This window comes from Brachybacterium hainanense (assembly GCF_042434575.1).
In the GTDB taxonomy this organism is placed as follows: Bacteria; Actinomycetota; Actinomycetes; order Actinomycetales; family Dermabacteraceae; genus Brachybacterium; species Brachybacterium hainanense.
This window is the reverse complement of sequence record NZ_JBHLSV010000005.1, coordinates 74898-87336: the sequence shown is the minus strand read 5'-3', so window position 1 is coordinate 87336 and position 12439 is coordinate 74898. Positions and strand designations below refer to the sequence as shown.

Sequence of the window (12439 nt, the reverse complement as noted above, 5' to 3'; positions counted from 1 at the left end):
GCGACCTGATCCGGGCGCCGCGGCCGCGGCGCGGGTCGGCTCGCCGGACCACCGGAGAGGACGTGCCCCTCGGCGCGGTCCGGGCTCCGACCTCAGCGGGCCAGCATCGCCCCTGCCAGGCCGATCGCCGCGACCAGCAGGGTCAGCAGGACGGCGAGGACCACGGGCCTCCCGCCCACCTGGCGCAGCAGGCTGATGCGCACCCCGGTGCCGAGCGCGAACATGGCCGCGGCCAGCAGCACCGCCTGCAGCAGCTGCGCGGCGTCGAGCACGGGGAGCGGGACGATCCCGATCGAGCGGAGCAGGACGGCGGCGAGGAAGCCGATCACGAAGAGCGGCACGAGCGGGGGGCGCTTCCCCCGGGCGGTCGCATCGCCGCGCCCTCCCGAGCGCAGGCTCAGGGCGAGCAGGGCGATGACGGGGGCGAGCAGCAGCACGCGGCCCAGCTTCACGAGCACCGCGGCATCGAGCGCGGGCCCGCCCAGGATGCTGCCGGCGGCCACGACCTGCGCGACCTCGTGGATCGAGGCGCCGGCCCAGGTACCGGCGACGGCCGCATCCAGGTCGAGCAGGCGGGCGGCGAGCGGGAGGAGCGGGATCATGAGCGTCCCGAACACGACGACGAGCGCGACGGCCGTCGCCGTGCGGGTCTCGAGGCGCTCGGTCGCCTCCTCGTCCTCCCGGCCGCCGAGCGCCCCGCTGACGGCGGCGACCGCGGCCGCTCCGCAGATCGAGAAGCCGCAGCTGATGAGGATGGTCAGGTCCCTCGGAAGACGGAGCAGACGGCCCAGGAGCAGTCCGCCGCCGATCCCGAGCCCGACGACCGCCACGATCACCAGCAGCGTGGCCGGACCCAGCGCGATCACGTCGCCGAGGGCGAGCTGCAGGCCCAGCAGCACGATCCCGATGCGCAGGACGGTCTTCGCGCTCAGATCCAGGCCCGGCTTCAGCGCGGCCGGCAGCGCGCGGAGATTGGCGCCGAGCGCGCCGAGCACGATCGCGATGAGCGCGGCGGAGGCCGCCGGGACGAGCGTGGAGACGCCGACCGCGGCGGCGCCGATCGCCAGGCTGAGGATCAGACCCGGGAGCACCGCGGTGCGGCGTGCGGGGGCGGGGACGGCCGGGTCCGAGGCCGGCGGGGACACGGTATCGGGGGGTTCTGTCACGGGCATGCGTCCAGCCTCGCGGGGCTCGGGCCGGACCGGTAGACCGCAATCCGCCAAGAGCCATATCATCGGCGATATGTCCACGTCGTCCCTCACCCGCACCTCCCGCCTCGACCTCGATGCGCTCGAGCTGCTCGTGACGATCGCCGAGCTCGGCAGCCTCTCCGCGGCGGCGAGCGCGCTGGGCCTGGCGCAGCCCAACGCCTCCCGGAGCCTCGCACGGCTCGAGCGCCGGCTCGGCACCCGCCTGCTGGTGCGCGGCGCGCGGGGGAGCGAGCCGACCCCCGCGGGCCAGGTCGCCATCGAGCACGCCCGGCGGGTCCTCGACGCGACCGACGCCCTCGTCGAGCAGGTCCGGGCCGCCACCGGCCAGGGCCGCGTGCGGATCCTCGCCTCCCAGACCATCGCGGAGCACCTCATGCCCGTCTTCCTCGCCGCCCTCGCCGTGGACCTGCCGGACGTGCCCATCTCCTTCGAGGTCGCCAACACCCAGGCGGTGCTCGCGGCGCTGCGGCGGGGGCGGGCCGACCTCGGATTCATCGAGGGGGCCGATGAGCCCACGGGTCTCGGCTCGACGGTGATCGGGACGGACCGCCTGGTCGCGGTCGTCGCCCCGCAGCATCCCTGGGCCCTGGATCCGCTGATCCGTCGCGAGGGGGTGGGCGGGCCCGAGCTCGCGGGCACGCCGCTCATCGTCCGGGAGGAGGGATCCGGGACGCGGGACGTCCTCGCGCGAGCGCTCGCCCCGCTGCCGGTGGTCGCCCCGGCGCTGGTGCTCCACTCCAACGCCGCCGTGCGCACCTCGGCGGCCGCCGGCACCGCCCCGGCGCTGCTGAGCGAGCTCGTGGTCGCCGCGGACCTGCGCGAGGGCCGCCTGGTGCGGATCCCGGTGCGAGGGCTCGCGCTGCAGCGCGCGCTGCGGGCGGTGTGGGACGGGCCGCGGCCCGCGCGGCTGGACGGAGCGCTGCAGGCCCTCAGCGAGGCGGGTCGATATCCCGGGCCATGAGGGTGCGGGGGCCGTGCGCGAACAGGCCGATCTCCTCCTCCGTCCGGATCATCTGCCGATGGATCGCCGCGTCGATCGGGTCGATCGCGATGAAGCCGCAGGCCGCGTAGAACGGGGCGTTCCAGGGCACGTCGAGATACGTGCGCAGCGTCATCCGCACCGCCGAGCGCGCGGCCGCCTCCGCGACCGCGGCCTCGACCAGCGCGCGTCCGTGTCCGCGTCGCAGATGCGCCGGGTCGACCGCGAGCTGCTCCAGATGCGCATCGGCCGGAAGTCCGGGCAGCGGTGCGAGCACATGGGCGAAGCCGATCGCCGGTCCTCCGGGCTCCTCGGCGGCGACGAGCACGAAGCCCGGCTCGGCCATCCGCTCGGCGCCGTCGGCCGCGGAGTCCTCGCCGAAGGGCGCCGGGCCGAAGAGGTCCTCGAAGAGGGCGTCGGCCGCGGCCTCGATCCCGTGCAGAGCGGCGACGTCGTCCGGACCGGCGAGACGGATCTCCCGGCGGTCCGCGGAGTGGGGGATGCTCATCCCCCCAGCGTAGAGGGCGCCCTCCCTCCCTCTCCCTCCCCGGGGGAGCGGATGTCCGTCCCGTGCGGAACAATGGGCGTGTGAGCCAGACCCAGCCGGAGCCCCAGCCCGAGTCCACGCCCGCGCCGCCGTCCACGGACCACGGCGCGCAGCAGCGGATCGCCGCCCTCACCGCGCGCATCGAGCAGGCGCGCGAGGAGTACTACGTCCACGACGCCCCCACGCTGTCCGACGCCGAGTACGACCAGCTCGAGCAGGAGCTGCGCGCCCTCGAGGCGGAGCATCCCCAGCTCGCCCGGGAGGACTCGCCCACGCGCACCGTCGGTGGCGCCGTGAGCAGCGAGCTCGCCCCGGTGGAGCATGCCGAGCGCCTGCTGAGCCTGGACAACGTGTTCTCTCGCGAGGAGCTGCAGGACTGGTGCGTCAAGACGCGCGAGGAGCTGGGCGGGAGCGTGCGCTGGCTCACGGAGCTGAAGATCGACGGCCTCGCGATCTCCCTGCGCTACGAGCACGGGGTCCTCACCTCCGCGGCGACCCGGGGAGACGGCCGCACCGGTGAGGACGTCACCTTCAACGCCGCCCACATCCGCCAGATCCCGCAGCGCCTGGCGGGCGAGGGGCACCCCGCCCTGGTCGAGGTGCGCGGCGAGGTGTTCATCTCCACGGCGGACTTCGCCCGGCTGAACGCCCTGCAGGAGGAGCTGCGCGAGCGCGCCGTCGCGGAGGCCCGCCTGCGCTGGGAGTCCCGGGCCGCCTCCGGTCGCGCCTTCGACGAGGAGCTCGAGCATCGCCGGGCCGAGCGCCGGTTCCCCTACTTCGCGAATCCGCGCAACGCCGCGGCGGGCGGGCTGCGGCAGCTGGTGGACCGCAAGGACGGCCTCGAGCTCGAGGCCGGGACGGCCCGTCTGGCCGCGCTCTCGCTGACCGTGCACGGGGTGGGCGCCTGGCCCGACCCGCCGGTCGGGTCCCAGTCGGAGATCTACGAGCTGCTCGCGAGCTGGGGTCTGCCGACCAGCCGCTACATGAAGGTGCTCGACGGCGTCGAGGAGGTCCTCGAGTTCGTCGACCACTACGGGGAGCACCGGCACGACGTCGAGCACGACATCGACGGCATCGTCATCAAGGTCGACGCCTTCTCCGAGCAGCGCTTCCTGGGTTCCACCTCCCGCGCCCCCCGCTGGGCCATCGCCTACAAGTATCCGCCGGAGGAGGTCACCACCCGTCTGCTGGACATCCAGGTGCAGGTGGGCCGCACCGGACGGGTCACGCCCTTCGGCGTGATGGAGCCCGTCGCCGTCGCCGGCTCGACCGTCGAGTACGCGACCCTCCACAACCAGTTCGACGTCGAGCGCAAGGGGGTGCTGATCGGGGACACGATCATCCTGCGCAAGGCCGGGGACGTCATCCCGGAGATCGTCGGCCCGGTCCTCGCGCTGCGCGACGGCAGCGAGACGCCCTTCGTCATGCCGACCGCGTGCCCGGCCTGCGGCACCGAGATCCGCCCGGAGAAGGAGGGCGACAAGGACTGGCGCTGCCCCAACACGAAGGACTGCCCGGCCCAGGTCACCGGGCGCATCGAGCATGCCGCCTCCCGGGGTGCCTTCGACATCGACTCCCTCGGCGAGGAGAGCGCGATCGCCCTGACGGACCCGGACAAGCGCCGTCCCGAGGCGCTCGCCGCCCTCCGCGCCGGGCACGCCGTGTTCCTTCCCCTGCGCGACCCGGCGGACCTGGACAGCCCGGCCTTCGTCACCCTGCGCAACGGCGTGCCCGGCACGGACCCGAGCGGGGTGCCGATGCTGCGGATCACGGCCGAGCAGGAGCACCTCCTGCCCCCGCCGCAGCAGCCCGTCGTCACCACCGGGGCGAACCTCTTCGACCTGACCACCGGCCTCCTCGAGGATGTCGACGTCTGGCAGCCCGTGCGCCGCGACGGCGAGCCCACCGGCGACTGGACCGTGACTCCCGCCTTCTGGTCCCGGCCCCTGTGGAAGCACTACAAGACCAAGGGCGGCTGGACGCTCACGAAGGAGCCCGCCCCCGGGGCGAACACCGAGAAGCTCATCGCCCAGCTCGCCCAGAAGCGGTCCCAGCCGCTGTGGCGCGTGCTCGTGGCCCTGTCGATCCGTCACGTCGGCCCCTCCGCCGCGCGGTCGCTCGCCACCGCCTACGGGACGATGGACGCGATCCGCGAGGCGAGCGTCGAGCAGCTCGCCGACACCGACGGCGTCGGCGGGATCATCGCCGAGGCCGTGAGGGCGTGGTTCGAGGTCGACTGGCACCGGGAGCTCGTGGATGCCTGGGCGGCCTCGGGCGTCCGGATGGCCGACGACGTCGAGGAGGGCTTCGTCCGCACCCTCGAGGGCGTCACCGTGGTCGTGACCGGCGGTCTCGAGGGCTTCACGCGCGACGGCGCGAAGGAGGCGATCATCTCCCGCGGCGGCAAGGCCTCCGGCTCCGTGTCCAAGAAGACCCATGTCGTCGTGGTGGGCGAGAACGCCGGCTCGAAGGCGGACAAGGCCCGCGACCTCGGTGTCCCCATCACGGACGAGGCCGGGTTCCGCGCCATCCTCGAGGGAGGCCTCGACGCGCTGCCGGCCCCGGAGGACGACACCGCGGTGGGCCAGGATGCCGAGGCCGAGGCGAGCGGCACCCCCGGTCCCGACTCCGGTCGGATCGAGGAGCCCGACGACCAGGAGGCGGTGCGGGAGGATGCCTGAGGACGCTCCGGAGACCCTGCTGCTCACCGGCACGGTCGGCGCCGGGAAGACGACCACCGCCTTCGCGATCGGGGAGCTGCTGCAGGATCGCGGGATACCGCATGCGGTGATCGACCTCGACGAGATCCGTCGGCAGTGGCCGCATCCGCCCGCGGACCCTTTCGGCGAAGCCGTGCAGATGGCGAACCTGCGGGACGTGGCGGCGAACTACCGCCGGGCCGGCGCACGACGCCTCGTCCTCGCGGGCGTGCTCGAGGACCAGGACAAGCGGGCGGACTTCGCACGCGCCCTGGGCGGCACGGCCCCGGTCGTCTGCCGGCTCGCCGTGGAGCTCGACCGGGTGCGGGAACGGCTCCGCAGCCGGCATGAGCCCGGCGCCGCCCGGGAGTGGCACCTGGCCCGCAGCGGGGAGCTCGACGCGATCCTCATCGCCGGAGCGGTCGCCGACCACGTCGTCCCCGTCGCGGCGGAGGCGCCCTCGGCCGTCGCCGAACGGGTGCTCGCTGAGGTCGGCTGGGACTGACGACGATCGGCCGGGCCGGGGAATCCGTCCGTCGTGGGGTCACGGCCCGCGGATCCCCGACCTTCGGAGGGGATCCGCGGCGATCCCTCGACATGCGCCCCGCGTCCTGCCACGGTGGATGCCCGCCCACTGCACCACTGCTTCACCGCAGGCGAGGAAAGGCAGCTCGAGGATGAGCACCACCGACCAGAACCCCGACCTCCCCCCGCGTCCCGCCCTCGGCCGGCGCTCCCTGCTGCGCGGCGCCGGCCTGCTCGGCGCGAGCACCCTGCTCGGCGCCGGCTCCGCGACCCTGACCGCCGCGCCGGCGCTCGCCGCCGACGGCCCCGAACGGATCCTCGCCTCCGACTTCGTCCTCGAGGTCGAGTCCGAGGACGATCTCCGCGTCGACGCGCTCCTGGCCCAGGCAGGACGCGCGAGCATCGGCGAGGTCATGGACGCCGCGAACCATCGGCGGACCCCGGCCCGTGCGATCACCGGACAGGTCCACGGCTTCCGCTTCGCCCCCGGCGACGAGGACGACGAGAGCACCTACCCGCAGGGGATCGCCACCAGCCGCGACGCCGTCGGCGCCGCGGACGGCGGCCGCTACGGGGGACGCCAGCTGATCGCGGTCAGCTTCTACGAGAAGTCCCCGAAGGGCAGCCGGATCACCCTCATCGACTGGGACGCCGACCACCCGAACCGGTACCGGCGCGTGCTCCTCGTCGAGCCGACCGGCACCCCGGCACAGCCCAGCTTCCGCGACGTGCCCGTGCACGCCGGCGGCATCGTCTGGTTCGGCGACCACCTCTACGTCGCGGACACCGAGAAGGGCCTGCGGGTCTTCGACATGCGGCGCATCCTCCGCGCGGACACCGCAGGGCCTCATGCGGACATCGGGCGGGTGGACGGCGCATTCCGTGCCCATCGGCACGCCTTCGCCCTGCCCCAGGTCGGCACGATCCGGCGACGCACCGCGGAGGGGACCGAGCCCCTGCTGTTCTCGACGATCTCGCTGGACCGGGCGGATCGCTCCCTGGTCGCCACCGAGTACCGCTGCGACTCCTGCCCGCAGTACCCGGGCGGGACGACCCGCGCCGTCCGCTTCCCCTTCGCCCCGGGCACGGACACCTTCGCCGCGCGGACCGCGGCGACCGAGGCGCTCGAGGTCCCGCTGCAGAACCTCAACGGCGTCGGCTCCCACAACCGCCGCTGGTGGTTCAACGACTCCCGGCGCAAGACCCTCCATCACTGGACCGGGAAGGGGGCCATGTCCTCCTACGCCTGGGTCTCGTGGGGGCAGTCCCTCAGCTACTGGGAGGACCCGGACGGGCCGGATCTCCTGTGGAGCCTGCGCGAGGAGGTCGGGGATCGCACCGTCTTCGCCGTGAAGCAGGCGGACTACAGCTCCTGATCCGCGCCGGGCTCTCCGCGCCGAGCACCCCTCCCGCAGGACGAGGGAGCACGATATGTCCACTCCGCGGGCCGGGAGAACACGAAACGTCAAGGAAAAGCGGACGGCCCGCCCATACCCTCGAAGGGAACCTTCCGCCCCTGCGCACGATCCGTGCTGGAGCCTCCCGACGCGGGGAGCGCACCGGCCGCATACCCGGCGGAACCCGCGATTCCGATGGAGGGATGCGTCATGCACGGGAGCATGAGAACGCCGCACCACGGTCCGAGACCGAGACGACGAACGGCGCTGGCGGTGCCGCTCGCCCTGGCGGCGCCGCTCGCCGCCTGCACCGCCCGCACCCCGGCCGCCGGCGGTCCGGACACGCCCGTCGTGCTCCGCCTCGCCCACAGCCTGAGCGACAAGCACCCCACCTCGGTCGCCATCCGCGGCTTCGCCGATGACCTCGCCGAGCGCAGCTCCGGCCGGATCACGGTCGAGATCTTCGCGAGCGGGCAGCTCGGCAGCGAGGGCGCCGTGATCGGGCAGATGCGCCAGGGGATCATCGACCTGGTCCGCGCGGCCAGCCCGAGCCTGGCGAGCCTGCACGCCGGCTACCACACGTTCGGCCTGCCGTTCCTCTTCGAGACGGAGGAGGACATGCACACCGTCATGGACTCCCCGGAGATGGAGGACTTCTACCGCTCCAGCGCCGACCTCGGCTTCATCGGGCTGACCCACTACACCTCCGGGATGCGGTCCTTCTATACGAAGAGCACGCCGATCCTCACCCCCGAGGACCTCCGCGGGCTCAAGTTCCGCATCCAGGACATGCGCTCCCAGACCGAGATGATGAAGAGCCTCGGCGGCGCGCCCGTCGTCATGTCCTTCGGCGACACCTACACGGGTCTGCAGACCGGCCTCATCGACGGCGCCGAGAGCAACGAGACCGTGCTCACCGACAGCGCCCATGGCGAGGTCGCGAAGGTCTTCTCGCGGACCCGCCACACCTGCATTCCCGACGTCCTGCTCATCAGCAGCGCCGCCTGGGAACGGCTCTCCCCGGAGGACCGGGACCTCGTCGTCGACGCCGCCCGCGCCTCGAGCCTCGCCCACCGCGACGCCTGGGCGGAGAGCGTCGCCCAGGCGGAGGAGGACGCCATCGCCATGGGCGTCGAGTTCCTCGACGACGTCGATCGCACCGCCTTCCAGGAGGCCACCGCCGAGGTCGCGCAGAGCTTCGCGACCGAGTACGCCGAGGTCGCCGAGCTGATCGACACCATCGACCGCGTCCTCCAGGAGGGATCCGCATGACCATCTCGTCCCTGCGCCGCGGGCTCAGCTCCGGCCTCGTCTGGGCCGCGATGGCGCTCCTGGCGATCATGACGGCCCTGGTGCTCATCCAGGTCTTCTCCCGATACGTGCTGGGCAGCCCCGTCGCCTTCACCGAGGAGCTCGTGCGCTACGCCCTCATCTGGGTGTCCTTCATCGCCGCCGCCTACGCCTGCCTGCACCGCGACCACATGGGCCTCGTCCTGCTGCGCGACCGCCTCCCGCAGCGCGGCCGCCGCATCCTCATCCTCGCCACCGACGTGCTCATCCTCGCTCTGGCCGTGCTGCTCCTCGGGATCGGCGGCGGGATGCTCGCCTGGGAGTCCCGCGAGGACATCTCCGCGCTGCTGGGCATCTCCCGCGGCCTCGTGTACCTGATCTCGCCGATCTCCGGCGCGCTCATCGCCCTCGTCCAGATCGTCAACATCGTCGAGGACGTGCGCGATCACGTCGACTCGACCCCGATGGAGGAGTCCTGATGGATCCGCTGCTGGCTGCCGGAGCGCTCTTCGGCATCTTCCTCGTCCTGCTCTTCCTCGGCGTGCCGATCTCCGCGAGCATCCTCGTGTCCGCGTTCTCCACCGCGCTGCTGATCCTTCCCTGGACGGCCACGACCTACGTGGTGGGCCAGCAGATGAACCTGGGGGTCGAGAGCTTCTCGCTGCTGGCCGTGCCCCTGTTCATCCTCGCCGGCAACATCATGAACAACGGCGGCATCGCCCAGCGCCTCATCGATCTGGCGCTCGTGATCGCCGGCCGCGTGCCCGGCTCCCTCGCCCACACGAACGTGCTCGCGAACATGCTGTTCGGCTCGCTCTCCGGGTCCGCCGTCGCCTCGGCCGCCGCGATCGGCGGCACCCTGCACGAGCGGCAGCGCGCCGAGGGCTACGACCCGGCCTACTCGACCTCCGTGAACATCGCCTCCGCCTCCGTGGGGCTGCTGATCCCGCCGACGACCGCCGCGATCATCTACGCCACCGTCGCCGGCGGGGTCAGCGTCTCGGCCCTGTTCATGGCCGGGTACGTCCCCGGCATCCTGATGGGCCTGGTCGTCATGGTCGTCGCGTTCATCGTCGCCCGCCGCCGCGGCTACCGCAGCACGCAGCGCGTCACCCCGCGCGAGGCGCTGGTCGTCCTGCTGCGCGCGGTGCCCTCGCTGCTGCTGGTCATCGTCGTCGTCGGCGGCATCATCGCCGGCGCCTTCACCGCGACCGAAGGCGCGGCCGTCGCCGTGGTCTACTGCCTGGTGCTCTCCTTCCTCTACCGGGCGCTGGACCGGGAGGCGCTCGTGCAGATCGCGCGCCGCACCGTGAGCTCGACGGGCGTGGTCATGCTGCTGATCGCGGCCTCCTCCGCGATGGCCTGGGTGATGGCCTTCACCGGCATCCCGGGCGCGATCACGAGCGCCCTGCTCGGCGCGACCAGCAACGCGATCCTGATCTTCGCGCTCATGCTCGTGATCCTGCTGATCGTCGGGATGTTCCTCGACATCACCCCGGCGATCCTGATCTTCACCCCGATCTTCCTGCCGATCGCGACCGACCTGGGCATGCACCCCGTCCACTTCGGCATGGTGCTGATCCTCGCCATGTGCATCGGGACCATGACCCCGCCGGTGGGATCGGTCCTGTTCGTGGCGACCGGGGTCTCCGGGACCACCATCGAGTCCGTGGTGCCGCGTCTGATCCCGCAGGTCCTCGCACTGGTCGGGCTCCTCGTCCTCATCACCTACGTGCCGGTCCTGTCCCTCGGCATCCCCGGCATGCTGGGGCTGCTGGGCTAGGCGCATCCCATGCAGGACATCGCCGCGGAGCTCATGGCGGGCGGGAGGCAGGTCGCCGTCGCCCGGGTCCAGGGCGTCGACGACAACATGGACCGCCCGCACCGCCACGAGTTCCTCGAGGCCTACGTGCTCGAGGCCGGCCAGCGCGACCACTGGTCGGGCGGGCAGGTGCACCGCATCACGACCCCGGACATCATCACCTTCCCGCCGCACGACGAGCACTTCTCCTACAGCCCGCCGGGGGTGCCGTTCCGGCGGGTCGTCGTCTACGGGTTGCCGGAGGCCGTGCTGCTCGAGGACGTGCGCAGACGGGCCCTGGCCCAGGTGCGCGTGTGCCGCCCCGGGGCCGCCGACGCCTCCACGGTCTCCCTGATCGTGCGGCGCATGATCCAGCTGCAGGAAGGGCTCGGCGACCGCGCCCAGGACGAGATGGGCCTGCTGCTGACCCAGCTGCTCGTGGTCCTCCAGCGGCAGCAGGAGATCGACGCGATCGCGGCGGAACGGGAGGCCCGTGCTGCCGCGATCATCCGTCACCTGCACGAGCACTACACCGAGCACATCGAGCTGGAGGACCTCGCAGAGATCTTCTACGTCTCGCGCTTCCACCTGGCCCGGGAGTTCCGCCGCCACACCGGCACCACGGTCATCTCCTATGTCAACGCCCTCCGCGTCGACCAGGCGCGCCGCCTCCTGCAGGAGACGGAGCGGCCCATCGGGGAGATCTCGGCGCAGGTCGGATTCCGCAACGTCACCCACTTCAACCGGGTGTTCCGCGATCGCACCGGCATCACCCCGCGCGAGGAGCGGCGCGCGCGGCCGGTGCACCGGCCCGGTTAGGGGCGCAGCCGGTGCACCGGCCCGGATAGGATCGCCCGATGCCGCGCCGTCCCGCCGCCCCTGACGCCCCGCAGGGGGCACGCCTCGTCGAGACCCTCCTCGGCGGCTGGCGTCCCCTCGCCCGCATCGACGCCGAGGGCTTCGCCCTGCTGCGCTCCCGGGGCATCACCCGTCGTGCCAACAGCGCCGTGGCCCTGGACGCGCCGCGCGATCCCGCGGCCCTCGGATCGGCCATCGACCGGATCGAGCAGCTGTGCGCGCTGTCCGCGCAGGCGCCCGTGTTCCGGGTCTTCGAGGACATGGAGCCGCTCGGCCTCGACGCGCTCCTCGCGGCACGCGGCTATGGCACCGGCCCCTCCTGCGACCTGCTGGCCCTCCCGCTCCTCGGGAGCGACCTGCCGAGAGCCGATCCGACGGCTCGGATCGACATCGGCCCCCTGCCCGAGGACTGGTTCGCCTCCGGCTGGCGGCTCTTCTCCCGGGAAGGAGCGCGCGCTCGCGATACCGTCCGTGACATCCTCGCCGGCACCCCGGCGATCCACGCGGCCCTTCCTGCCGTGGATGACGGCGAGGCGGCGAAGGGGGCGGTCGCGGTGGGCAGGGCCGCTCTCGTGGACCAGGGGCGCCGCCGCTGCGCGATCGTGAACTGCGTGGCCACGGATCCGCGGCATCGACGCCGGGGCCTCGGCCGCGCCGTGATGCACACGCTCCTGGCGGCCGCCGCGGAGGCCGGCGCCGAGCAGGCGCTGCTCGAGGTCGAGACCGACAACCCCGCGGCTCTGCGCCTGTACCGGAGGCTCGGCTTCACCCGCTTCGGCGGGTATCACTACCGCCTGCGGTGAGGCGGGCGCCGCGGGCGACCTAGACTGGAGCCATGCCAACGATCGGACGAGACGACGTCGCACGCCTCGCCGACCTCGCACGGATCCAGCTGACCGATGACGAGATCTCCCGCTTCGCCGGGGAGTTCGACGCCATCATGGACGCTGTCGCATCCGTGTCGGAGGTCGCCACCGCGGACGTGCCCGCCACCAGCCACCCCATCCCCATGACGAACGTCTTCCGCGAGGACGTCGTCACCGAGACCCTCACGCAGGAGGAGGCCCTGTCCGGGGCCCCCGACCCGGAGGACGGCCGCTTCGGCGTGCCGCAGATCCTGGGGGAGGAGTGA

General features: G+C 72.9%; 12 protein-coding genes. 10 read left to right on the top strand and 2 right to left on the bottom strand.

Going from position 1 to position 12439, the window contains the following annotated elements; translation table 11 throughout:
- Window positions 1-92 precede the first annotated feature (92 nt).
- Window positions 93-1172 (bottom strand): YeiH family protein, encoded by a 1080-nt coding sequence (locus ACFFF6_RS05395; RefSeq protein ID WP_376978924.1) that lies wholly within the window; start codon window positions 1170-1172, stop codon window positions 93-95.
- Window positions 1173-1242: 70 nt separating this feature from the next.
- Here ACFFF6_RS05395 and ACFFF6_RS05390 point away from each other — a divergent pair, with 70 nt between their 5' ends.
- Complete coding sequence (locus ACFFF6_RS05390) at window positions 1243-2172, top strand: LysR substrate-binding domain-containing protein (RefSeq protein WP_376978922.1); 930 nt, start codon at window positions 1243-1245, stop codon at window positions 2170-2172.
- Here the strand turns inward: ACFFF6_RS05390 and ACFFF6_RS05385 are convergent.
- A complete protein-coding gene (locus ACFFF6_RS05385; RefSeq protein ID WP_376978920.1) occupies window positions 2141-2698 on the bottom strand; it encodes a GNAT family N-acetyltransferase in 558 nt (185 codons plus the stop codon). The two genes, ACFFF6_RS05390 and ACFFF6_RS05385, sit on opposite strands and share 32 nt — an antisense overlap.
- Window positions 2699-2778: 80 nt before the next feature.
- Between ACFFF6_RS05385 and ACFFF6_RS05380 the strand changes: the two genes are divergently transcribed.
- The 9 genes from ACFFF6_RS05380 to gatC all read left to right on the top strand — a co-directional run bounded on the left by ACFFF6_RS05380 (window position 2779) and on the right by gatC (window position 12439).
- A complete protein-coding gene (locus tag ACFFF6_RS05380; RefSeq protein WP_376978918.1) occupies window positions 2779-5418 on the top strand; it encodes an NAD-dependent DNA ligase LigA in 2640 nt (879 codons plus the stop codon).
- Window positions 5411-5941, top strand: coding sequence for an adenylyl-sulfate kinase (locus tag ACFFF6_RS05375; protein ID WP_376978916.1), 531 nt, complete (start codon window positions 5411-5413; stop codon window positions 5939-5941). Before ACFFF6_RS05380 ends, ACFFF6_RS05375 begins: the two co-directional genes overlap by 8 nt.
- A gap of 172 nt (window positions 5942-6113) precedes the next feature.
- Complete coding sequence (locus ACFFF6_RS05370; protein ID WP_376978914.1) at window positions 6114-7337, top strand: hypothetical protein; 1224 nt, start codon at window positions 6114-6116, stop codon at window positions 7335-7337.
- 294 nt (window positions 7338-7631) lie between these two features.
- The gene (locus ACFFF6_RS05365) at window positions 7632-8630 is read left to right on the top strand and encodes a TRAP transporter substrate-binding protein (RefSeq protein ID WP_376978912.1); all 999 of its coding nucleotides are present in this window, start codon (window positions 7632-7634) and stop codon (window positions 8628-8630) included.
- Window positions 8627-9127, top strand: a complete 501-nt coding sequence (locus ACFFF6_RS05360) for a TRAP transporter small permease (protein WP_376978910.1) — start codon at window positions 8627-8629, stop codon at window positions 9125-9127. The genes ACFFF6_RS05365 and ACFFF6_RS05360 overlap by 4 nt, the downstream gene beginning before the upstream one ends.
- Window positions 9127-10431 carry a TRAP transporter large permease gene (locus ACFFF6_RS05355; protein ID WP_376978908.1) on the top strand — a complete coding sequence of 435 codons (1305 nt, stop codon included), beginning with the start codon at window positions 9127-9129 and terminating at the stop codon, window positions 10429-10431. Before ACFFF6_RS05360 ends, ACFFF6_RS05355 begins: the two co-directional genes overlap by 1 nt.
- Before the next feature lie 9 nt (window positions 10432-10440).
- A complete protein-coding gene (locus ACFFF6_RS05350; RefSeq protein WP_376978906.1) occupies window positions 10441-11268 on the top strand; it encodes a helix-turn-helix transcriptional regulator in 828 nt (275 codons plus the stop codon).
- A gap of 38 nt (window positions 11269-11306) precedes the next feature.
- On the top strand, window positions 11307-12110 hold the full coding sequence (locus ACFFF6_RS05345) for a GNAT family N-acetyltransferase (RefSeq protein ID WP_376978905.1): 804 nt from the start codon (window positions 11307-11309) through the stop codon (window positions 12108-12110).
- Window positions 12111-12142: 32 nt separating this feature from the next.
- A complete protein-coding gene (gene gatC / locus ACFFF6_RS05340) occupies window positions 12143-12439 on the top strand; it encodes an Asp-tRNA(Asn)/Glu-tRNA(Gln) amidotransferase subunit GatC (RefSeq protein ID WP_376978903.1) in 297 nt (98 codons plus the stop codon).